Raw genomic sequence first — 23938 nt, forward strand, 5'->3', positions numbered from 1 at the left:
ATTATTAGCAGCGGAGTAGCCACGCGCTACAACGGCATGCAGTTTAAGGGCGCTTGCAAGCAGAAATAGTCGCTTCTTTAAACGCGGCATTAACCTAGCATTGTAACGATTTGGCACACAAGCTGCAGCGTTTGTCGTAGGTTGTTTAAGAGGACACCCCTATGACCCCATTTGAGCAGACAGTCCACCCGCTCCTTTCGCACCTCTACGGCCCCCGCGCCAGCGAGGTACAACGCCGTCTTGGACAACACATTGAGCACTTTCGCAATACATCACAGACGCCAGCCATAACCGAAAATACCGCGTCTGAAAGCGATAATGCACCAACATGGAGCGAAAAAGACCAGTGGGTCATTAGCTACGGTGACTCCATTGTGGCAGAGGAAACACCGCCGCTTGCTGTGCTTAATGAATTCCTTCAGCGCTATTTGGGGGAGCGTATCAGCGGCGTGCATGTGCTGCCTTTTTTTCCTTGGAGTAGCGATGATGGCTTTTCAGTCATTCATTACCGCGAGGTTAATCCAGAGCTAGGCGATTGGCAGCATATCCGTGAGCTGGCAAACCACTATGACGTGATGGGCGACTTAGTGCTCAACCATGTATCTCGCGAGTCGCTGTGGTTTGTGGATTACTTAACCGGAAGCTTGCCAGGTCGTGATTACTTTATAGAGATAGACCCGGAAACCGATGTTTCTGACGTGGTTCGTCCACGTAGCAGCCCGCTGCTGGTGCCCATTTCCACGCGTCGGGGCACGCGCCATGTATGGGCAACCTTCTCAGAAGATCAGATCGATTTAAACTTTGAAAATCCTGACGTATTGCTCGAGTTTGTTGGCATCTTGCTGTTCTACCTCCAACAAGGCGTGCGCATAATTCGCCTGGATGCAGTGGCATTTTTATGGAAGCGTCTGGGCACGCCATGCATCCACCTTCCCGAAACCCATACGGTTGTCCGCTTACTGCGCGCCATTGTCGATGAAATAGCGCCGGGCACACTGATAATTACCGAAACGAACGTCCCTCACGCAGAAAACATCAGCTACTTTGGCCTAGAGCGGTTAGCCAACGGGTCGCCAGACGAAGCCCACATGGTCTATCAGTTCGCCCTGCCTCCTTTGTTATTGCACACCCTCACCCGCGGTGAAGCCACTACCCTTCAAACATGGCTTGCCAGCCTGCCGATACTGCCCAGACACTGCACTTATTTAAACTTCACCGCCAGCCATGATGGTATTGGCGTGCGCCCTTTAGAAGGGCTGCTACCCGACCATGAGCGAGATGCGCTGCTAGAACTGATGCATCGCTTTGGTGGCTTTGTCAGCATGCGGAGCAATCCCGACGGCAGTGACTCGCCCTATGAAATCAATATTACTTGGTTTGAGGCCATGCGCGGCACGCGCAGAGGACCAGACCCTTGGCAAATTGCCCGCTTTCTGTGCAGCCAAGCAATTATGCTCACTCTACAGGGCATTCCCGCTCTGTATATTCATACATTGACCGGCACGCTTAACGATGTCGAAGGAGTGGAGCGCAGCGGCCGATTGCGCTCAATTAATCGGCGCCGCTGGGAGCGTGATGAGTTAGCACTGTTACTCGAAAGCCCCTCAACGCCGACCCACGATGTGTTTCATGCGCTTAGCCGCCTGCTGGAACTTCGGCGCACAGAGCCCTGCTTCCACCCCAACGCCACACAACGCGTACTGACTACACCGCCTGAAGTGTTAGCCATTGAGCGAGGCCCACTCAGCGACGGCCGCCGCTTGCTTGCCCTATTTAATGTCACTGATACGCTACTGCCATTAGATAATGTAGGTGAAGCACTAGAGCAGGCACTTAGCCAACATGCTTGGCGTGCTTTAGATCTGCAAAATGCCCAGGAGGAGCGCGCGCTTCCTCCTTATGCAATAAGATGGATGGTGGCAGATACGTGAGAAATGCATTGCGGCATAATGTCTCAGCAATGAGGCAATATAATCGTCAAATAATCGACGACTGAGATACTGCAGCATTCAACATTGACTGAGTTAATCGTTAATTATGCTGCAACAAAGCATTGTCATTGGCCCTTTGGGTTTCAGCCTTCATCAGCTGGTTTTAATAGTGGCTTTTTTGATAGCGCTTCTGGTAGGAGCGTTACTAGGGCGACGACACCGTGTAGCGGTCGGCGATACGCTTATAACGGTATTTTTTATTGGCCTCCTGGCTGCTCGAGTCGCGTTTGTCGTGCGTTACTGGGAAGCGTATGACGGTATTATTTCCCGCTTAGATATCCGTGACGGTGGCTTTGATTTAGCAGCCGGTTTTATTGCTGGACTGGGTTACGCGAGCTGGGCTCTCTGGCGCTCTGCTGGCCAACGCAGGCCTTTAAGCGGCGCCTTGTTTGCGGGATTGCTTACTTGGGGGATGCTGGTTGGTAGCACGCTGTTCATCGAACAGCAATCGCGCCCACTCCCTACCACCGCTTTATTAGACCGAAACGGCCACCCTACCAGCCTACCCCAGCTTGCCAAGCAAACGCAGCAGCCCCTGGTTGTTAACCTTTGGGCAAGCTGGTGCCCTCCCTGTATTCGAGAAATGCCTGTTTTTGAGGAAGCTCAAAACACCCAGCAGGACATCACATTTGTGTTTGTTAATCAGGGGGAAAGTGCCCAGCACATTGAGACATTTATGAATCAGCATGACCTTTCACTTGAGAATGTGTGGCTTGACCAAAGCAATGCATTAGGGAGAGCAACGGGGGCTCACGCCATGCCCACTACCCTTTTTTATAATGCGCAAGGAAAACTCGTGAACACGCACTTTGGCGAACTTTCCCGGGCAACGCTTCAACAAGGCTTGAAACGATTACGTTGAGATAACCTCCTACCTTGCTCATAACATTACTGGCTTACACTGCGTATCATTCAAACATAAGGACTTACTTATGAAATACTTTTCCCTGTCTCGTTTAAGCACCTTGTTACTATTAACGGGCATTGGCAACCTCTCCACAGGCTATGCCGAAGAATTGCCTGCACCGGTTCAAGCGCTCACCAATCAGGGGATAACGATTCACGGCCAGTTTGAGGCACCAGGGGGCATGCGCGGTTTCGGTGCTAGCGTGCAGGGCCAAGAGCTGGCGATTTATTTAACACCTGATGGCCAACACACCATTATCGGCACACTAATGGATGATCAAGGCAACGACCTCTCCGAAGCACAGATAGAGGAGCATGTTCGGGTTCCGCTTGAAGCGCAAACTTGGGCGTTACTGGAAGAGAGCCACTGGATTCAAGATGGCGATGAAAACGCGCCGCGGGTTATCTATACCTTTACCGATGCTAACTGCCCCTACTGTCGCCAGCTGTGGCAACAAAGCCGCCCCTGGGTAGAGGCTGGTGAAGTGCAGCTGCGCCATATTATGGTGGGCATCTTAGCCCCGAACAGTCCCGCTCTGGCGGCCACGATACTTGGTGCAGACGACCCTTCTGCCGCGCTACATGACCACAGCAGCGGCGATTCACTTTCAGCCCGCGCCCAGCCTAGAGATATTGAAGAACAGGTCTATGCCAACAATCAGCTTTTTGAAGAGCTAGGCCTGTACGCTACGCCCACCAGTGCCTTTCAGCGCGAGACAGACAGTGGCAGTTTACGTATCGACCGAATTCAAGGCTTACCCAGCGAGGAGCGCTTAATTGAAATGATGGGCGGTGAAGCGCCTTAAAGCAGACAATTGGGCTGTTTCTTTGTTTAATAAGTGCCTGACGGTGACTTCACCCAAGCCCTTCGAGCCACCATCGTCATGCCCGAAGGCTCTGCCACTTCGTCATTCCCGCAGGCCCTTAGCGGGAATCCATGTTGATCTGAGGTTTCGAGCTGCTGCAGGCCAAGGTCAAGGTGGATTCCCGATTACCCCACTCGGGAATGACAGTGTGGTGACTCAGGAATGACGTGCGGCGCTCGCTTGAGGAGGTGGCCGCTTTGCTATATGGGGCTAGGGGATAATGCCAGTCAGCCTTAACTAACTGGCATTAGACAATATAAGCAAGTTTTAAAGCTTCCATCCACTATCCTCAAACTAATCACTAGCCCGTGGGTTATACCACCACGGGCTAGTGATTTTTTCCTGACGCGTTGATTGCGATGCTTGTATCGCTGCTGCTCAGCTAGTTACTCGTCTGAGAGGTTTTCAAAACGCGGCATACCGACGTTCCATGGCTGGATATCGCCTTTTTCGCCAAAGTTCGCATGGTCGCCAAGGACATGGCCATCATGCTCACGTACTTGCCCATAAAGCGAACGCTTATGGAAGGTGGGGCCGAAGCGCTCTAGTGTCTCAGCAACGTCACCCGTGTAACGGGGGTCTTGCGGTCGCTCTTGGCTAGTCATGTAATAGGCAATGTCCCAGGCATCCTGGTCACTTAACGAGCGTGGCTGTCCGAGCGGCATATTGTTGTAAATAAACCCTGCAGCGGTATCTACTCTGACAATGCCTGCGCCCCAGTTATTAGAGCCATCGCCCCAAGGGGCAGGGAACACATACTCGCCGTTCTCATAGTGCCCAGCGCCGTCGTTTTGATGACAAATAGCGCAATTTTCTTGGTACGCCGCTTCACCACGAGCGTAATCGGGGGATTCATCTGGCTCGCCTGGCGCAGGAAAACCACGGCCATAAATAGGCTGACTGGGGTACATTGGCGCACCGGTAGCCAGCCATTGGTGGTAAGCGCTGAGTGCGAGCATCTCATCACTGCCATAGGCAGGTGGCGTACCATTCATCGAGTAAGCAAAGCAACCTGCAATGCGCTCTTCAAGATTGTTAACGTGCTGATTTTTACCCCTGAAGTCAGGCAGTGTGACTGCTGCGGCCCAGACAGGGGCACTAAACGGCTGACGCCCTTCGCCTAAGTGGCAGCTTGAGCAGTTCATGTCATTAAAAACGTTTTCACCGCGCAACTGCTGGGTGTTGGTAAATAGGTCATAGCCATACCGAATGACCTTTTTTAGCTCTGGATGGATATCGGCGTCTTCCAGGTCTGCCATGGTCGGTGGAACATGAACGAGTTCGCCCTCTTGCGGTGCAGGAAAGCCAAGTTCTACTAACTGCTGGTAGGGCGCTTCGCTCGATGATGAGTCGCCAGCATTATCAGCGAAAGCGCTGACGGCTAGTCCGGTAGCTAATGAACAGCCTGTTAGCGCTAGCACGAGACGTTTTTTATGCAAAATCATTGCGCTACCTCCCCTTCTTCACTACCGACTTGGGCACTAACGTCCTGGGTGGCATACCACGCTGACACCGCCTGGATATCCTCATCGCTCATGCGCTTGGCAATGGCTCCCATCAAGTTTTGGGGATCATTATGGCGCTGATCATTTTGCCAAGCATGCAGCTGGTTGCTTATGTAACCAGCGTGCTGACCTGCAATACCAGGGAACACTTCCCCAACGCCAGTGCCATTCGGGCCATGACAGCTCTTGCATGACACAATGTAGGCATCCCAATCTCCACGCTCAGCTAACTGTTCGCCACGGGCCAATAACGCGTCGTCCACATCATCGCCACCCTGGCCAGGGGTGATAGGCATTGCGCTATAGTAGGCGGCAACATCTGCTATTTGCTGGTCATTAAGCATGTTAGCAAAGGGCATCATGGTGGCGTTTTGGCGACGTCCCTCTTTAAAATCGTGTAGCTGCTTAACGATATAATCAGCATTAAGCCCAGCCAAACGCGGCCACGACTCACCTCCAGGTATGTTCATCCCGCTACCGTTAGCTTGATGGCACGCTGTACAGGTTGCCGCGGCGGCCTGGCCACGCTCGGCATCGCCTGTTTCGGCAAAGGCCACACCTGCGAGAGTGCTACCGCCTATAAGGCTGGCGCCCATCAACAAACTAAACTTGCCCCACGGTTTTTTATTCATATATCCCCCTGACTGCTATTCGTTATTTACTTACCTGCCTGCTAGTACTAGCCATTGCCCATTGACAAAGGTGATGCAGCGAGCACTATCAAATAACCTCAGATCGTGCTCGTTGGTCATCCTCTGCCGTAGGAATGGTTAAATGGGCGCTAAACCCGCCGGTCTGGACATTTTCAAAACTTACCCAGCCCCCAAAACGCTCAACAATTGCCGCCACAATTGCTAAGCCCAAACCGCTACCTTGCTGCTTGCTCACGCGCCAAAAACGCTGCGTTAACTGTTTTAGTGTAGCGTCATCGACGCCGCTACCCTGGTCATGCACTGTGAACGTTACGTGACGCTGATCAGCGGTATACTGTACGTTTAACGCTACAGGCTGCTCACTTGCCCCATGATGCAGTGCGTTATCCAGTAAATTACGTAGTGCGGTTATTGCCAGCTCTCTAGGCATGGCAACGCATACTTGGGGTAATTGGGAGAGAATCTGGCACTGCCCTGTGGTTGCCATGCTGTCGGCGATCGCCACATCAACAATCTCACTTACCTGACTTGGCTCGCCATCGTCAAAGCGCATGCGCCCTTCGACTCTTGCTAACGTCAGTAACTGATCTAGCGTATGTGCCAGTCGAACCACCCCCGCCTCTGCGCATCTGAGCGCTTCTTTCGCCGTTTCGCCGTCGGCTCGCTGCGCTACTTGTAGATGGGTTTTAATCGCCGTTAAGGGCGTACGTAACTCATGAGCGGCGTCGTTGGTAAAACGCTGCTCACGAACAATGGTTTGTTGAATTCTTACGAGCAACCCATTGAGCGTATCGATCAACGGTTTAATCTCTTTCGGCACACCATAGGTAGACACAGGTGCCAATGCTTCAGGATGACGACTGGCAAGCGAAGCACGCAGCCTTGTTAGCGGCGCCAAACCACGCCAAACAACTACCCAGAGCGCAATTAAACTCCCCGTTAGTGCCACTACAAACGGCACCACAGCAACGCGAAATACATCGCTAAGCAACATGTCCCGCTCATCCATCCGGTCGGCGGTAGTAATGACCAGATCGCCACGTTCATAGGTAAAGACACGCCAGGTAGTATCGCCCTCCTGCCGGTAAGCATGACCACGCTCACCCGGTGTCAGTATGGTTTCCATATTGGCATGAGTGCGGGCAATGATATCGCCACGGGGAGAGTGCACCTGACAGGCCAACCCCTCGATGGGCGGGATAGACAAAGCGTGAGATTGACTCTGCTCCCAGACATCTTCAGGCAGTTGAAGCACGAGTCCCGCGACCATGCGTGCCGACTGAGCCAGGCGCTGATCCAGTGTTTCGACGAATTTGTTTTCTAGATCATTGAGCAACCAAGCCGCAGCAACACCCCATAGCAGTGCCAGCGTCACCCCTAGGGTGAGCAATAGGCGGGCTCGTAAACTCATTGCTGCCCCTTATAAGGCATGCCGGGAATGTGGACAGCCTCAGGCTTGCCTAACCGATAGCCCAATCCACGAACCGTCTCAATGATGCCACTGCCTAATTTCCGGCGTAGGTGGTGGATATGCACGTTCAGTGCATTGCTCTCTACATCGTCACTTAACCCGTAGAGGCTATCTTTTAGCTGGTCGGCAGAGAGCACGCTGCGTGGCGAATGCAAAAAGGTCTCTAAAAGCACCAGCTCTCGGCGTGATAGCGTTACCAACTGACCGGAGACTTTCACTTCACGCGCATGAGGATCTAGCGTCAGAGCCCCATGCACCGTCATACCCTGGCTGCGGCCCGATACTCGCCGCAACAGCGCATGAAGGCGAGCCACTAACTCATCAAGGTCGAAAGGCTTTACCAGATAGTCGTCTGCTCCGCACTGCAGGCCGTCGACACGGTCTCGTACCGCATCCCGCGCCGTTAGCATTAATACCGGCGTAGCGTTGCCCTGGTCACGCCACGACTGCAGCAGATGCAAGCCGTCACCATCGGGAAGACCGCGATCAAGTATCACAACGTCACTTGCCACTGACTGCATGATTTGTTCCGCGGCTTGAATCGTGGACACATGATCGACAACAAAGTCATACATCATTAAGCCGGAACGTATCCCTGATGCGACAAGCGGATCATCTTCGATAAGCAAGACGTGCATGACGGTTTTCCTTTTATTACTGCTAGCATGGCAAACGCACATTAACCCAGCATTAAGCTAACGAGCGGTGCCATAAACTGATTACAAAAGCTGATTTTTCAAAGCTCATTCACAAAAACTCATTCACAAAAACCTGCTATAAAAACGCCCTTGTCTAAAGCGACAAGGGCGATAGCAGCTATTTATACATCCGTGCTACTTATACATTCGTGCTACGAGCTAATACGTTTTGCGATAAACCAGCCTGCCACCATCGCGGCCAACAACGCCAATAACGGCAATGAGATCCCACCAATGGAGGCGATAGCAGGGCCAGGACAGTAGCCAGATAGACCCCATCCAATACCAAATAGCGCTGCGCCACCCAGCAGCTTGCCGTCTAACGCTTGCTTAGTTGGAAGCTGAAAATTAGCGCTAAACAGCGGCTCGCCACGGGCAAATACCAATCGATAGCCCACAAACGTGGTGCCTACTGCACTGCCCAACACAAACATCAGCGTTGGATCCCAAGCGCCAGCTACATCAAGGAAGCCAAGTACACGGGCAGGATCCGTCATACCTGAGATAGCTAACCCAAGCCCGAATAGTAAACCAGCGATATAGCCAGCAGCGGTTTTTACTGTTGCACTATTCACACCAGTGTTCTTCATATCACGCGCCTCATACACCACCTCCAATCACATGACGCATCACATAGACCGTGGCGATCGCTGTGAGCAGAAACACCCCAGTGGCGGCCATCGATCGCGGGGATAAGCGTGCTAAGCCACAAACGCCATGGCCGCTGGTACAGCCGCTGCCAAGCCCTGTGCCTAACCCAACTAACAGACCGGCGATCAACATCAGCGACACACCGCCAGCAGGGGGGCCAATCACCACACCGGGAGCATCGGCAACGTTACCCAGCCCGCCTCCCATTGCCATCACCAGTAATGGGCCACTCACCAGCCCAACCACAAAAGCCAAGCGCCAAGCGCTGTCGCCTTTGGGGCGCTGGGTTATTAAGTTTCCAATAATGCCGCTAATACCGGCGATGCGTCCCAAGGCTCCCATCAGCCACACCGCGGATAAGCCTATCAATACACCACCAACGAGCCCTTGCAGGCTTGCCATCCAGTCCACAGGTATCTCCTTGCTGTGCTACTGCTTGTTTTTACAGGTTGAGATGCCCAGCAGAGGATATAGTGGGCAAAAATTAAACAGCCCTGTGGCAAGTGGTACAACACCAACCCACCCCCATGCACCGATGGTGCCGGTAAGCGCCAGCATGATCAGAATAAGACCAACAACGATTCTTGCGACTTTGTCGATACCACCAACGTTTGCTTTCATGTTCTGCTCCTCGATGATCAATATCAGTTAAAAACGGTTGATAGGGACTTTTAGATAGACAACGCCATTGTCGTCGGCAGGCGGCATCTCTCCCGCGCGCATGTTGACCTGTACGGAAGGAATGATGAGTTTAGGCATACCTAGCGTGGCGTCGCGCTCGGTGCGCATTTTCACGAACTCATCTTCCGTAACGCCTTCATGCACATGAACGTTTGCATCACGCTGCTCCGCCACGCTGGTCTCGTGCTGATATACGTCTCGACCTGGTGCTTTATAGTCATGGCATAAAAACAGCCGCGTTTGCGGCGGCAGTGCCAACACCTTTTGGATAGAGCGATACAGCGTACGGGCATCGCCACCGGGAAAATCACAGCGTGCAGTGCCGTAATCTGGCATAAATAGTGTGTCGCCAACGAAGGCCGCGTCGCCTATCACATAAGTAAGACAGGCAGGCGTGTGACCCGGCGTATGCAGCACGCGCCCTTGAAGACTGCCAATGGTGAACGTATCGCCTTCGTTAAACAGCGCATCAAATTGGCTGCCGTCCCGAGCAAACTCGGTACCTGCATTGAATGCTTTACCAAAAATTTCCTGCACGTCGACAATGTGTGCGCCAATCCCAGTTTTGCCACCTAATGTTTGGTGTAAATAAGGCGCCGCAGAGAGGTGATCAGCATGCACATGGGTTTCTAAAATCCATGTCACTTCAAGGTCGTTATCACGAATAAACTCAATAATCTCATCCGCAGAACGTACATCCGTATGGCCCGCGGCATAATCGAAATTCAGTACCGAATCCAAAATAGCGCAGGCATTACTCTCTGGATCTTGCACTACATAGCTAAAGGTGTTGGTGGGCTCATCAAAGAAGTGAGTAACAATAGGATATTGCATTCTGTGCCTCCCGCTAATGGCAAGTAGTGATGCTGCTATGCAATCATCATAGACCATAAAATGTTATATGTTTATACTTTTTTGGAATTTAAAGCCATTTCTTGAGCACGGTCAATATTGCTCGCCAACCAGTCGTCACGAGACAAAAAAGCACCTCGCTGACTGGCATTAGCCGATGGGCTATTTTTTGTTTAATAAGTGCCTGACTATGACTCCACCCCAGCCCTCCGAGCCGTTTTCGTCATTCCCGCAGGCCTTTAGCGGGAATCCATGTTGACCTGGGATTTCGGGCTGCTGCAGGCCAAGGTCAAGGTGGATTCCCGATAACCCCACTCGGGAATGACAGTGCGGTGACTCGAGAATGACAGTGCGGTGACTCGGGAATGACAGTGCGGTGACTCGAGAATGACAATGCGGTGACTCGAGAATGACAATGCGGTGACTCGGGAATGACGTGCGATGCACGCTTTGGGAGGTGGCCACTTTGCTATATGGGGCTAGGAGATAATGTCAGTTAGCCTTAACTGACATTACCCCGCTGCCTAGGAGACGCTGCGATTACATGGCGGCATTAGCGGTGAAATGAATGTTCTAAACCTTACCCTGGTTATCGAGCTCTACCGCTTCATGCATACGGGCTAGCACCTCAGGCATCGCCGCTTGCACACGGTTCCAACTGGGAATGAAGGGGCGTTCGCGAGGGTTATCTAAAAACAGATTGCCAGCTTCTAGTAAATTGCTGGCAAATAGCTCCACCGCTTGCTCTTCACAGTGGCGGTCTAAACTTAGTCCATTCATTGTCGCATCGTGATCATAGGCTTCAATGAGGTCTAAGGCTAAACGGTAGTAGGTTGCTTTGAGCGTCCGAAAGTCTTCGCTGCTAAAGCTAACCCCTTGGGTGGCCAACTTACGATACAGCGCTTTCGCGATATCCAGACTCATTCGGTTCAAGCCGCTGGTAGCGTCCTCTTCACTAATAGGCTGATGCTTATGGTCATAGGCGTCGGCAATATCTACCTGGCATAGCTGACGATGGGAATAGTTACGCTGCAACTCCGACAGTACGCCAATTTCCAACCCCCAATCAGCGGGAATTCGGATGCCCTCTAGTACATCGCTGCGCATAGCAAATTCACCCGATAACGGGTAACGGAAGCTGTCTAAATAGTCCAAATAGGGTAACGGGCCACAGACAGTTTTCAAGGCACGCAGCAGCGGCGTCACCATCAACCGAGAAACACGTCCATTGAGCTTTCCTTCGGCGATACGCGGGTAATAGCCTTTACAAAAACTATAGTTGAAACGGGGATTCGCGACGGGATACATAAGGCGCGCTAGAAGGCCACGGTCGTAGGTAAGAATATCGCAATCGTGAAGAGCAACGGCGGTGGAGCGACCTGAACTCAGCACATAGCCAGCGCAATACCATACGTTTCTTCCTTTACCTGGCTCTAATGCCCCCAAACCATGACACTCTAATTCTTGGTCGATGGCGCGCAAACGCGGACCGTCATTCCATAGGATTCGAGTGTGCTGGGGCAAGCGCGAAAAGAACCCCCGTGCATATAAAAACTGCTCCCGGTCTGCCCTGTCCAAACCGATAACAATCTCATTGAGATAAGGCACTTTCACCAGCTCATCAACAATCGCCGACAGCGCAGGCCCTTCCAGTTCAGAAAAAAGCGAGGGCAAGATCAGCCCCATTGGGCGGCGTTTGGCAAACTGACAAAGCTCCTGCTCAAGTGCCGCAACAGGACGGCGCGTTAAGTTGTGAAAATCAGTAATCACACCATTTTGATGAAAATCACTCATACGCTAGCCTCCCGTGACGGGTAAACTGATGCAGCGACGTCATCCACTGGCGTCATTTTTAGACGCCTATCATCTCGCCCCCACCAGTGGGCTACCCCCTCAGCCCAGCCTGTTGGTCCAGTTGCGTTTGTTCGATATAGCGCATGGTTTTGCGGCTCAACATTAAGTGCGTGGCAACCTCGAATCACCACAGCTTGATCGACAGTTTCCAGCATCGTGATATCGTTTGGGCCATCACCCAAGCCCAATGAAAGTGGCTGACTGCCTCGTAATGCAGTAAACCGCTTAATTAGCCACTCAACAGCACCACCTTTGTCAGACAAGCGCCCAATCACGTGCCAAAAGCGCCCCCCTTGTGTGAGTTCAAGACCATCGCCTTCAAGTGCCACGCGAAACGTTTCAAGTGCAGCTGCGGTATCTTGCCAAATAAGTGGCTCACTTCCCTCTCGCTGCCGCGCAGCTTTCGCACGGGTTTCATCAAGCCCAGTTAACGCCATTACCTGCTGAAGACTTAAGTCGCCCATTCGAGTAAACCTAACATCCAGACGCTTGCGCCAAACATTGAGTCGCGCCCTAATGAAACCACTATCAACACCGGTGTGCTTAATAACGACGCCATCTCGGCCATTACCGGGGCGGTCTAAACGCGCATGGCACCAACCTGGCGGCAGACCAATGACGGCACCATTCTCGGCAATAAAGGGAGTCGCTGTTAGCCCAAGGGCTTCCCGAAGGGGGATGAGTTCAGCACGAGTTTTACTAGTGACCGGTATAACCGGAACCCCTAACGTTTTAAGGCGGGCAAGCCAGTGCTTGGCAGGTGAAAAATCATAGCTGTGGTGATCTAGTAATGAACCGTCCAAGTCAGTGACGACTAAACGCGGTTGAAGCGCTGGGTCTAAGTCGCTTGGTAACTGAGCATCACTGGGCAACGCAGTACGCCTGTGTTCGGTCATAGCACCACCTTTTTGCGATCTTAAAGTTGTTACACACGTCCACTTTTAGATAAGCAATCAAGCAGTTTGTATGCCAATACGGTTTTATCTTTAATAATCATAAGATTAGCTACTAATAAATAGCTGTCTTTTTATAAGCACCCAAGCAACGCAATTTTGACGCACCAAAATAGCGCGCAAATAAACTGAAAAAAGCTCGACACACCCTTGGCAAAAGCTCGCAAATAGCTATACTAAAACTGTACCCACTGGCAGCCTTGTACACCCCCTCACCTGATGCCAGTGGACTGCAGTGAGCCAAGCCCTTTCATACCCGTCCCCTCCGGCGGGTTTTTTTTGATCTATTCCTTAGTCCACGTGAATAACTACCTCAACGCGACGGTTGCGCGCCCGACCTTCCACAGTATCGTTATCTTCTAGCGGCTGGGTGGCCGCTAGCCCAACTGCTCGTAACCGCTCTGGAGCAACCCCTGCGGCTTCAAGTGCCTCTACGATCGCTATCGCACGCGCACTTGAAAGCGCCCAGTTGGACGAAAACTCTGGGGTATTAATGGATTGGCTGTCAGAGTGCCCCTCCACCCACACTTCCCCATCGAAGCGCTGGATGGTATCCATCAAAGACCCCACTAGCGACGAGCCGCCTTCTGTCAACTGAGCATCGGCAGAGGGAAATAACAACCGATCTTGTACACGCAGGCTGATCCCTTCGGCGACTCGGGAAACTTCAACACCTTCCAAGTTAGGTAGATACGTCGAGGCCTCCACGCGCTCAGACAACCTCTCATCAAGTGCTAGCGCACTATTCATCGCCACATCGGACACTGTTTGCACATTAACCGGTGGACGATCGGTGAGTACTACCATGTAATCCGCCAACGGTGAAACAGACTGACGTTCATCGCTAGGCAGCAACAGCTGTGGAAGTCTACGATTGATTGTCGATGGCTGGGTATCTATCGATGCTTCCTCAATCCGCGCCAATAAAGGAGGCACATCCGCAACAATAGAGCGAGTTTTTGGCAACCCTGCCACACCCAACGCAGCGCTAATCGCAAATGGGCTAAGCGTATCGCTACTAGGTGATATGCCTAGTACCGCGCGCTGTTGGCGGGCTTCAGCAAGCGTATCCGGCAGAGGTATCTCTATAGTAGGCGATGACTCATAGCCGTCCTCATCAGCAGCTTGTTGCTGAAACTGTGATGGGCTTGTCACATTAGCCGCAGCAATAATAATAACGAACAGGGCTACCAGTAGCGTCATGATGTCAATATAGCTAATCATCCAACCGCTATTACTTTCATCTTCTGGATAGGCGGTTAGCAATGAATCATGGCGCGGACCAGTGCGGTGGTCTTCAAGCATGTGGGGCTTCACTCATTCAAGTTTTTAACCTCGTGGCCGATCTAGGGTAAGCGTGGCAAACTAGTCTATCAAAAGCCGTTTCGTAGCGAGAAGGAACAATCAGGTGCGCACCCGACCTATGTCATCAAGAGCTGCTTCATTATCGACAATGTCACCATCCATGGTTCAACTATTGCGCCCTGCCTGTATTGGACTGGCGAGCCTGATGCTAAGCGGCTGCTTTTATGCCAACACATCGCAGGCCCCCATTGCGACTACCTACCCTTATAGTGAGCAGCAGCGTATGCAAGCAGCTCAGCACTGGGAAGTGCTGGCCCAACACGAAGCGACGGGCATTCTTCGCAATGAACGGGTTCGCTTTAGAGACCTCCATATTCCAGCGCAAGAGCATACGTCCGTTAGCGCCTATTACGGTGGCGAATTTGAACGTGGTTTTCGCAGGCTATTAACAAGTGAACTAGTGTCTCGTGGTGGAAGTGTGATGACACACCCCAGCACTGGCGGTGCCACCGTTCAAGTGGACGTGGAAGTTGTTGAGCATCGTGATCGCGGCTATATACGCCCACCGTTTGGCACTTACACCGCCCTTGCCGGTGGCGTAACCGTGGCTAGCATGGCATTGGGAAACTGGAGCGAGCCTGCGCTTGCATTAATTCCCGCTGCGATGGTGGCAGATACAACCAGCGGCAGTTGGACGCAAGAGGGCAAAGAGGAGGTTATCATCACCACCCAGATCGTTGATAATGACCGAATCCTCTACTCCTCTTCTAATATTTATTACATAAATGCTGGTGACCGGCGTCACTATGCGCCACATCGTGTTCCTCAAGCGCCTGCAACTCCAACTGTCTCTATCACCGATACTTGGTAATTACATGCTTTCACTCTCTTCCTCTCTGTCTCCGCTGCGCGGCCTAGCAGTTGGCGCTCGTCAGCTTATCGCTGCGTTGCTTATGCTGTCTTTGGCGGGCTGTACCGCACTTGGCAATAACAATAGCATGCAACATGCTGAGCCTCAGCCAGACCTCTCTGAGCTAGCTCACGCGGCTGCCGCGCAAATGGTTGCCAGCAACCCGAACCTTACACGCTATAGCCCGATGATCGCGGCTACTTTTGTAAGTATTGATAACTTAAGCCAATCATCTACATTTGGCCGTATTAGCTCAGAAATTATGGCGTCAGCTCTTGCAAGGCAAGGCATGCAGGTACGCGAAGTCAAAATGCGTGACAGTATGTTTATTGAAGAAACCGTTGGCGAATTAATTTTATCCCGCCAAGTCCAACGTCTTAGCGCCCAGCACAATGCACGCTCAATACTGATGGGTACTTATGCACAAGGCCAGGACTATCTCTATGTGAGTGCACGAGTCGTTCGCGCTGGCGATGCGATGGTGCTTGGCAGCGCTGACTTTAAACTGCCGCTGGATAATAACACCCGCAGCTTATTGGAAGGTCAAGGCGGCTGGTAATTGATTCACCGCTTGCCGCGACACGAATGAAAAGGATGAACATGCCCACCCGCACAAGCAAACCACTTATCGTGGCCACTAGTCGCTTGATAAAACTATGCGCAAACATTACCAAGCTGCTTAGCTATATATTCCATGCCGTTCTGCCAAACAAGCGCTTCACGCTGCCAGCCTATGCCGCACCCTGGCTAAAGCCTAAACACAGTTCGACTATTCCACGTATTATTTGGCAGACTAACTTTACCAATAGAGTGACCCTTCCGGTTTATCTGAACTATTTGTTCAATCGTCTCATGGCTCCTCGCTTCGAATATCGCTTCATGATTACCGATGCGCGCAGTGATTTCATTAAGGAAAATTTCGACGACGCCCTATTCACTAGCTATTCAAAGTTACAAATTGGTGCGGCGCAGGCTGATTTTTGGCGCCTTATGGTGCTTTACAAATACGGCGGCGTTTACCTTGATATTGACGCACATGCCATCTGGCCGCTTTCCCGTGTTGTCCCTGGTGATATTGACGAACTCTACGTCACCACCCGTAAGAGCGAGCTAAGCAATTACTTCATCGCTAGCAAGCCAGGTAATCCCAACCTACGCAGACTGATTGATCAAGTGCAGCAAAACATTGAAGAGAACACTCTCACCAACGTATTTGAACTTACGGGTCCTGGCGTATTTATTCAGCTATTAGATCAACGCACCGTCCCCACAGTGTCGTACCGCCACGCCTGTAATCAAGGAAATTTCACTAACGAGCATTTCCAGTATATTGATAAAAAAGCAGGAAAATGGACTAGAGAGCAGAAAAAAGTTGCAATTGTCGCTTCTGAAACCGTAGAACAATCCACAACCCCACCGCATAAAAACGACTCATAAGTTAATAAACGTCGGCCTATATCCAGCCACAGCTGGTAATAAGCCGACGTTTAGACGCTTACGCTTTATAGCATTTTGCTAATCTTGAATAGCTCTATTGTAAGCACTGTAACATCCCCATATAACAGCTAACCAAAACGCATAAAACATTGCACCGCTATTATGGGCTAAAAAGGTTTGGGAAAGTCCAAAATCAATGAACGCAACCGGAAGCAGCGTACCTGCCAGCGCTAATGCTCTTATTTGCAGGTTTTCGTGCACCACCCCAGAAGCAAACATTTTCAGCGGCACCATGTAGAGCATCACGAGAGCAGCTAACCCCACTACCCCCCTCTTGGCCAGCGCATCGATAAATTCATTGTGGGCATGACCAAATTGAGCCGCCACCGGAGAGATAGTTTGTTGCTGCCCCAAATTAATCATCGCCGCTTCATACCCCGATTCTCCCCAACCTAGCAGTGGACGCTGAATGATTAATTGCGATGCCCCACGCCACATTTCAAAACGTAACCCAAGAGAGGTATTACTCTCCTCGCCTGAAACATACAGGCTGATATCGCTAATCGCCGAATTAACGCGCTGCTGAACCCCCGTCTGAGGCAGTACAAATACCAACGTAGCCAGTGTCACAACCAGCCCAGCCACACTCACTTTTAGCGCCAACGGCAACTGACGCCCAAAACCACGATAAAGAACATAACCAATGACAGGCAGACCCACCCATCCACCACGGCTACCAGACATTAGCGACCCTAGCATTCCCAGCAAAGCCCCTAGTAGCAGTAAAACCACCCAAATGGCGCGTCGACGCTGAAGCACCGCCCAACCTAAACCTGCTAGACATAACACCCCCATCAACATGCTTAGGTTGCCAAACTGGATGGGATGTAAATAGCCACCAACACGCTCTATTCCATTGCCAAACCGCTGCCATAACCCCCAGCTACCTGCTCCTATGGCGCCCAGCGACAACCCGCTCCATAACCATGTCTGGCGTGGCGGAAAGCGTAAAATGAGTAGCAATACTGGAACGGCTAGCAAAAAGCGTAATGGGCGATCAAAGCCCTTAGCGCCTAGATCTATAATGGACAGCCCCCCCACAACCACTCCGTAGACCACTAACGTCAAAATTATCCAGCGGTCTTTCGAAGTGAGTGAATAAGGCGATTGCAAAAACAATAGGGAAATGCTGACAAGTAATAACAACAGAGGGCCAATGGAATAACCCGATGGAACAATGAGAGCCAAGGCTCCCATTAGAAACACCGCAATCCCAGTAACACTTCTTAGAGACTCAGAAGGAAAAAAAAGACGACTAAACATAAAGGTAGGCGACCCAGCGGTTATATGGAAACCACGAATAGTAGCATAACCACCCACCTGAAGATGCCACAGCCATGCTCAATATAAGAGACATGACGATGGTATCGTTAGATAGCACACAGTCGGGAGCAATAGGGGGCAAGTAAAGTAGGTGGGCAAGCAAAGATAGGGGGCCTGAGCATCCTCCGGCACCCTACCCCATAACGCGCATAAAGTTTCTTATATCACTGTTTGAGCAGAACATTTAAGCCATTACCCCGTTCCTGGATCAATAGCCCACTTCCAGGAACAGCGCTCGCCGAAGTGCTGCGCACAGTACAAATACGTTGCTTTATGGTTAGTGCTTGCGCTGCTCTGGCAGCTCTTTTTTGAGTGCATTTGCGTAGGCAGCGCGAGCTGTTTGAGCAATCGCAAGCTGCTGGTTAAGACGCTGAATCTCTTGATCCGTAAGACGAAGATTTATCAGTTGATTACGGGCATTTTCTGAGAGATCGGAAAGATTATATTCCTGGCCATCAATAGTGACTGATTTGGCTTCTTGCTTTTCCATAAAAGCTCCTTAGTAAATCAAAATAAAGTTTAATGCGACAATATCGCTACATCTTTTCTATTGCTTATCGGTTATAAACCGATATATAAAATTACCTATCACTTGGAGAGTGATCGAGAATTCAGCATTTCAAATAAACGACCAATATTAGCGTCACTAGGCAGACGTTGTGATGGCCTAGTGGGATGGCGAAGCGCAAACTGACTTAACGTTTTAGCCGGTATAACACTTGCCATTGACGCCACTCGACAACGCCAAGTGAAGTGACAGACTGAAGAGCTGTCAACCGTTACCGCTCCCCAACCAACAACGCCAAGCCCTTTAATATATACGACTAGCGTATCCCCCTCCTGATAGCTATGCCCACCCGGCACAGCGTGTAAAGGGCATGATACGTCAGACAGTTCAACCCACTCTCTTGGCACCGTGTGCCAATAACATCGGCCTGCAGGTAGACTGAGAGGCTTAGGTAGTGCATTTAGCAAGCGCTGCTGGCAAAGCGTTCGAGCCATTGAGTAGTGCGCCAATCGCTCACGCAGCTCAGCAATATGCGCGTCTACCTGCTGAAGGTTCACCAACTGAGCACGCGCACGCGAACTTAGTACCCACGTAGGGTATCGACGTCCTTCCAGCACGACGCTTTTGGGCATTTTAGACATTAGGCTCCAATCTCGTCGCCTTTAAAATAAGCGCTATATTCTACTGAATTCACCTCGCTTGGTAAAAAATCTTTTTTCAAAGCCCAGCAGTAACCTTATAAAGCTAAATTTATTCAGTACAAAAGGCAAAACGTCGTGATGAGCGGGATACTGCTACCCATCTAACCGTTAACTCAGAAAGCAAGAAATCAATCAACCTCAATCATCAAAACTTAGCTGCAGGTCATCACTCTCTTCAAACCACTCATCTAAGCTTTCAACATTCGGCGCAGCCGCGTGATGTAGACGATAAAGTTCAGCTAAGTTATTTAGACGATGTTGGGATAGCAATTGCGCATAGGCAAGGCTAAGCCCTCCCGCATCACGCAAATTTGATAACGCTTCGGGGGCTAGGGCATTAAGGCGTTTTTCATCAATACGATATAAGCCTTCGACTTGCTGAACTTGCTCATTATCGCCTTGTGTTTTCAGCGGCCACGGCTGAATTAGCTTCTCATTTGCCAACGCATTGACTGCACGAGCGGCCAATGCTTGCCCCTGCATCACTTTATTCAAGAAGCTACGTAGCTGCTTTAACGTCTCTGAATCCTCACCGCTGTCATTGAAACAGCGCTTACCCTGCTCGTTGGCATTAGCCAGCCATAGGCCACTATCCATATCGATACAAAGCGACCACTGGCGCTGGTTTTGGTTAGGTTGTAAACGGAAGGGATAAGCACGATACAGCGCCGGGATATACCCCGTCAGCCAGCGACCGTTTGGCGCCACGCAGAGGTTAACGTTTTGAGTCAATGATTGGACAGCCACCAGCTGATAACGACCCGCCCCCACCTCACGAAATGCAAGGGGAACCGATTTCAGAATGTGGGGCACTTCTTCCAGTGATATGGCAACTAACGTTTGATCGGAGGCAAAAAGATAATCCACATAAGGCAACCAACCGCCCTGAGCGTGCTGATTAGCATCTAGCGGTACATATCGTGACATATGCTTACCTATTTTATATTCAGACAAATGAGTAAGCCCCACCTAGCAAGCTAAGTGGGGCTTATGTGCACAACAGATGCTTATGACAGGTGACAAACTTACTTAGCAGTCACCCATCATTTGAGCAGTGTCGCTTAGGCGATGTTGGCGTCAACCAGTGCCAGAGAATCACCGAAGTCCAGAGTACCAACCAGCTCTACAGTGTAGCTAGTAGAGTCGTTTGCAGAGTTGATATCGAAGACTTTGTACATGCCCTTATTACCAGACTCAACCATTACGATGCTGTCAACACGGCCGTTGTCGACAGTGTTGCCAATCGCGTCACGGATATCATCGGCATTCAGGTTAGCGAAGGTAGTGTCCGCATCGAAGTCGGCTGCATTGAAAGACACGAGGTTAACTTCATCGTTAGCAACGTTATAGTCATTTGAACCGACAGTTGCACGATTAACACCATAGCTGGTGAAGTCAAGGATATCGTGGCCGTTAACGTCACCAACGGTGAAGTTAACGATATCGTTGTTGCCGAACTGATCAACAAGTACTAGCGTGTCATTGCTGAATTCGCCGGTACCCAGTACAACAACATCGTTGCCAGCACCAACGTCAATGGTGTTGTCGCTTTCAGCTTCGCTGTCAGCGCCACCAAGCGTTTGACCAGAAACATCAGAATCTACCTTCTCACCGTAAAGTGCATTGATAGCCGCTAGGCCATCGGTAGAGGTAGTGTTGCTGTTATGATCGCGGAAGGAGATATCCAGCGCGTCAAGGTTGTTGCCATCGATCAGAGATTCGATGTTCAGGATGTTGCCATCGCCATCGAATGCTTCCAGCAGGTTGGCAAGTACGTGGTCGTTATTAACCGCGTCTTTGATAGCCTGGTTAACCTGCAGGGTGCTGATAGTATCGCCAGTGTTGCCACCGTCGGTGCTCGGTACGTCAACCCATACGGTCTCGTGGCCTTTAAAGGATACACGAACCTGGATTTCAGCACCTTCGTCAACGCTGAACGTCTGCTTAACGCCATTCGCAGTGTCGGACAGTGAAGTATCGCTGTTGGATACATCTGTCGGCATTGCGCCAGCAGCGGCAGTGGAGTTGAACTCCCAACGATCGTTACGGAAGCCAGAGTTGTCAGCGTAGACAACATCGTTACCTGTGCCTGTACCGATAACGGCATCGCCTGCACCCCAGGTGCGAACAACATCGTTACCTTCGCCAGTGGCGATGGTCAGGTTAGCGTTCAGCTGCTGATCAGAAAGGTCAGCCAAGTCGTCGAAGCTTACAGAGTCTTCAAGAGTAATGAATGTCTCAACGACATCATCACCTGCGCCAGTGTCGACTACAACGTTAGCATCTTCACGCGCCATCAGCTCATCAGAAAGCGCCAGAGAAACCTGGTCGTCGCCTGCAGCGGTGGTGTAGTTGAAGGTAGCGTTGTCGCTCTTCGGATCGACGTCATCGTCCATCGCATCCAGATCACGCGCCACTACTTCTTCAGTGATGATAGCGTTCAGTTTGATGTCGCCGTTATAGCTACCACCATTGAAGTCCTGAACGTCAACCAGACCGTAAGCTGTTGTGTCAGCGCCAACCAGATCAGCTAGGCCAAGAACAGCTTCGCCATCCTGCTGACCAACGAGGAATTTACCTTCACCTTCCAGGTTGATTTCTTTCAGGAACTGAGAGCCATCAACATTAGCACCGGTATTTCCACGACCAGCAGAGTCAGACTCCAGACGCGTCAGCCAGACAGTGTTGTCTGCTGTGACGTTCATCTGCTCAATACCTTTGTCAGAGTTAGACTGACCAACCAGGTTGATAGAGCCGCCTTGTGAGCCGTAACCAATGTTATCCAGATTCAGATTGGTTTCGATCAGCTCCTGAATGCTTTGCGGCGCTTCAGTGCTCTGCTCACCGTACAGTGTGAAGCCACCCGCAGAAGCGTCTTCGCTGTAGGTAAAGTTACCACTTTCGATCTGACGACCTTTGCTGTCGGTCAGTACCAGGGTAGTACCTGAAACCTGAACACCTTGGTCATCTTGAGCGCGGAACTCGCCGCCCAGAGTGGCTTGGAAGCCTTCCAGAAGCGGATCGTCGCTAGCAGCAATCGCGTTTTGTACCGCAGTCAGCAGCTCAGGATAAGTTTCTGCAGCGAAGATGTCTTCAGACTGCAGGACAACTGTTTCGCCGCCGACAGAGAAACGGAAACCGTTAACCGGCAGGTCACCCAGCGGACGGTTGGTCTGTGCGGTACGCAGGTCAAGCAGGTCAATAAACAGCTGGGAATCCGCGCTGCGGTCTTCAGCGGTCAGTACCGGGCTCAGGAACAGGCCGTTGTACTGCTCACCTGAGTGCAGCTGGTCAGCCAGATTGAAAGTGTAGTCTTTAGAGCTGGTAACTACTTGGCCAGCTTCGTCCCACTCGATTTTGCCAATGTTGCTGACGGTAGTACCACCAGTGCCATTTTCAACAGCAACGTAACCGCCATCGGCGTCTTCGGTGCCAGGAACAAACACTAAGCGACCTTCATCGTCGATAATGAAAGAACCGTTACCGCCAACAGAAGTTGTATTGTTGAAGTCGATGTTAATGGTTTCGGACGGTTCGCCGCCGTCACCGTCACCGTCACCACCGTCAGAAGGAATACCAGCAACAACCGGGCCTAAGTCCAGTGCATCAACATCGGTATCGGCGTCGACTGTTGACAAGAACTCAGCTGCGTAATCATCAGCTGCTTCGCCTGAATGCTTATCGCCAGCTGCCACAGTGTACTTATCTGCTGCTGCTACTTTTGCTTCCAGCGCAGAGGCGTCTTTAGCGTCAGTATCTGTTGCGTTCTGAACGATTGTCAGAGCGATAGTCGCCAGATCTAATTCACCAGACTCAAGCTTTTCGGTGTAAAAAGCCAGGCCTTCAGCATCAGCATCACGACCAAACGCTTGCTGATAAATACCGTTAACCAGTTCTTCGTTGTCTAAATCACCAAAACGCTCTGTGAACTCAGCAGAGTTACCGAAAGCGCTGATGGCGGCGTCAATTCCGTTGGCTTCAATTTCTTCTGCCCAAAACTGCAAGCCAGCTGCATCAGCCGGACGGCCGTAATAAGCTACATACAGTTGTTGAGCCAAGTTCAAATTCTCTTGTGTTGCCATGGGACTATAGTCTCCTTGCTTAAGAAAGATACCACCTACGATAGGCGGCTCTTATCACCTTGAGCGCTCAAGGTATTTCTAGGTTCCTCAAATAGTGCAGTTTCAGCGTATGGTACGAACCTATACTGCTGATACTCTTACACTACATAACAGTAGCTGGAACACGCCTAATGTAATGTCACGTACCAAGATAAGTCAATCTCTCTGCGACGGTAGCAAGAACTCCACAAGCTACTTACAAAGTACGTACTCAATGTCAAAACTTACCTTAGGCCAAAGCACTAAAAGTTTTCGCGCTACCATTGAGCCAGCGGTGTCAGAACCTTTCCATGAAGTAAATTTTCGAACTTTCACGTTTTCGAACACTGGTCGCTAATAATCAGTATAAAGCGATGCGAGCAACTCTTGCAATACTAGATGGGAATGATGCCCTCTATAGAAGAAGGAGCCTACTAGTAAGAAATCACTAGCAACGCTTTAAAATCAGGCTTTCCTATGTAGATCACTGATTTTGATAGACTTATAAATAAG

Annotated in this window: 22 protein-coding genes; 6 read left to right on the forward strand and 16 right to left on the reverse strand. The window is 51.0% G+C overall.

From position 1 onward, the window contains the following. The first annotated feature begins 161 nt into the window (after nt 1-161). The 3 genes from IR195_RS13890 to dsbG all read left to right on the forward strand — a co-directional run bounded on the left by IR195_RS13890 (nt 162) and on the right by dsbG (nt 3703). Nucleotides 162-1931: a sugar phosphorylase gene (locus IR195_RS13890; protein ID WP_206047857.1), complete on the forward strand. Its 1770-nt coding sequence runs from the start codon at nt 162-164 to the stop codon at nt 1929-1931. Nucleotides 1932-2100: 169 nt separating this feature from the next. Beyond that, complete coding sequence (locus IR195_RS13895) at nt 2101-2853, forward strand: TlpA family protein disulfide reductase (RefSeq protein ID WP_328284523.1); 753 nt, start codon at nt 2101-2103, stop codon at nt 2851-2853. A gap of 70 nt (nt 2854-2923) precedes the next feature. Next, a complete protein-coding gene (gene dsbG, locus IR195_RS13900; protein WP_146944910.1) occupies nt 2924-3703 on the forward strand; it encodes a thiol:disulfide interchange protein DsbG in 780 nt (259 codons plus the stop codon). Between the two features lie 446 nt (nt 3704-4149). Here dsbG and IR195_RS13905 read toward each other — a convergent pair whose 3' ends face one another. The 11 genes from IR195_RS13905 to IR195_RS13955 form a co-directional block, all read right to left on the reverse strand. After that, a complete protein-coding gene (locus IR195_RS13905) occupies nt 4150-5208 on the reverse strand; it encodes a c-type cytochrome (protein WP_171880183.1) in 1059 nt (352 codons plus the stop codon). Then, nucleotides 5205-5900, reverse strand: coding sequence for a c-type cytochrome (locus IR195_RS13910; protein WP_206047859.1), 696 nt, complete (start codon nt 5898-5900; stop codon nt 5205-5207). The genes IR195_RS13905 and IR195_RS13910 overlap by 4 nt, the downstream gene beginning before the upstream one ends. An 88-nt stretch (nt 5901-5988) precedes the next feature. Further along, the gene (locus IR195_RS13915; RefSeq protein WP_206047860.1) at nt 5989-7332 is read right to left on the reverse strand and encodes an ATP-binding protein; all 1344 of its coding nucleotides are present in this window, start codon (nt 7330-7332) and stop codon (nt 5989-5991) included. Beyond that, on the reverse strand, nt 7329-8030 hold the full coding sequence (locus tag IR195_RS13920; RefSeq protein WP_206047861.1) for a response regulator: 702 nt from the start codon (nt 8028-8030) through the stop codon (nt 7329-7331). Before IR195_RS13920 ends, IR195_RS13915 begins: the two co-directional genes overlap by 4 nt. Before the next feature lie 212 nt (nt 8031-8242). Then, nucleotides 8243-8680, reverse strand: coding sequence for a DUF6691 family protein (locus IR195_RS13925; protein WP_206047862.1), 438 nt, complete (start codon nt 8678-8680; stop codon nt 8243-8245). A gap of 10 nt (nt 8681-8690) precedes the next feature. Then, entirely contained in the window at nt 8691-9152 is a 462-nt protein-coding gene (locus tag IR195_RS13930) for a YeeE/YedE family protein (protein ID WP_206047863.1), read from the reverse strand. 18 nt (nt 9153-9170) lie between these two features. Further along, the gene (locus IR195_RS13935) at nt 9171-9362 is read right to left on the reverse strand and encodes a YgaP family membrane protein (protein ID WP_172421275.1); all 192 of its coding nucleotides are present in this window, start codon (nt 9360-9362) and stop codon (nt 9171-9173) included. A 27-nt stretch (nt 9363-9389) separates the two neighbouring features. Further along, nucleotides 9390-10256 carry an MBL fold metallo-hydrolase gene (locus IR195_RS13940; protein WP_206047864.1) on the reverse strand — a complete coding sequence of 289 codons (867 nt, stop codon included), beginning with the start codon at nt 10254-10256 and terminating at the stop codon, nt 9390-9392. A 591-nt stretch (nt 10257-10847) separates the two neighbouring features. Then, nucleotides 10848-12068, reverse strand: a complete 1221-nt coding sequence (locus IR195_RS13945; RefSeq protein ID WP_206047865.1) for a glycosyltransferase family protein — start codon at nt 12066-12068, stop codon at nt 10848-10850. After that, nucleotides 12065-13024: an HAD-IIB family hydrolase gene (locus IR195_RS13950; RefSeq protein WP_206047866.1), complete on the reverse strand. Its 960-nt coding sequence runs from the start codon at nt 13022-13024 to the stop codon at nt 12065-12067. Before IR195_RS13950 ends, IR195_RS13945 begins: the two co-directional genes overlap by 4 nt. A 348-nt stretch (nt 13025-13372) precedes the next feature. Continuing rightward, nucleotides 13373-14386: an OmpA family protein gene (locus IR195_RS13955; RefSeq protein WP_206047867.1), complete on the reverse strand. Its 1014-nt coding sequence runs from the start codon at nt 14384-14386 to the stop codon at nt 13373-13375. Nucleotides 14387-14546: 160 nt separating this feature from the next. Between IR195_RS13955 and IR195_RS13960 the strand changes: the two genes are divergently transcribed. Genes IR195_RS13960 through IR195_RS13970 form a run of 3 tightly spaced genes read left to right on the forward strand, consistent with a single transcriptional unit; the run spans nt 14547 to nt 16733 of the window. Further along, entirely contained in the window at nt 14547-15257 is a 711-nt protein-coding gene (locus tag IR195_RS13960; RefSeq protein WP_125753689.1) for a hypothetical protein, read from the forward strand. 4 nt (nt 15258-15261) lie between these two features. Then, on the forward strand, nt 15262-15855 hold the full coding sequence (locus IR195_RS13965) for a FlgO family outer membrane protein (RefSeq protein WP_125750016.1): 594 nt from the start codon (nt 15262-15264) through the stop codon (nt 15853-15855). Nucleotides 15856-15896: 41 nt separating this feature from the next. Continuing rightward, nucleotides 15897-16733, forward strand: coding sequence for a glycosyltransferase family 32 protein (locus IR195_RS13970; RefSeq protein ID WP_206047868.1), 837 nt, complete (start codon nt 15897-15899; stop codon nt 16731-16733). Nucleotides 16734-16811: 78 nt separating this feature from the next. On the opposite strand, the gene IR195_RS13975 is transcribed toward IR195_RS13970, so the two are convergent. The 5 genes from IR195_RS13975 to IR195_RS13995 all read right to left on the reverse strand — a co-directional run bounded on the left by IR195_RS13975 (nt 16812) and on the right by IR195_RS13995 (nt 23407). Next, complete coding sequence (locus IR195_RS13975) at nt 16812-17990, reverse strand: O-antigen ligase family protein (protein WP_241006727.1); 1179 nt, start codon at nt 17988-17990, stop codon at nt 16812-16814. 403 nt (nt 17991-18393) lie between these two features. Beyond that, entirely contained in the window at nt 18394-18606 is a 213-nt protein-coding gene (locus IR195_RS13980) for a DUF6447 family protein (RefSeq protein WP_125750025.1), read from the reverse strand. Between the two features lie 98 nt (nt 18607-18704). Further along, nucleotides 18705-19265, reverse strand: a complete 561-nt coding sequence (locus tag IR195_RS13985; protein ID WP_125750028.1) for a hypothetical protein — start codon at nt 19263-19265, stop codon at nt 18705-18707. 198 nt (nt 19266-19463) lie between these two features. Then, complete coding sequence (locus IR195_RS13990; RefSeq protein WP_125750031.1) at nt 19464-20252, reverse strand: SapC family protein; 789 nt, start codon at nt 20250-20252, stop codon at nt 19464-19466. Nucleotides 20253-20386: 134 nt separating this feature from the next. Then, nucleotides 20387-23407 (reverse strand): DUF4214 domain-containing protein, encoded by a 3021-nt coding sequence (locus tag IR195_RS13995; RefSeq protein WP_125750034.1) that lies wholly within the window; start codon nt 23405-23407, stop codon nt 20387-20389. Nucleotides 23408-23938 lie beyond the last annotated feature (531 nt).

The organism is Vreelandella venusta (assembly GCF_015689495.1).
GTDB classification, from domain to species: Bacteria; Pseudomonadota; Gammaproteobacteria; order Pseudomonadales; family Halomonadaceae; genus Vreelandella; species Vreelandella venusta.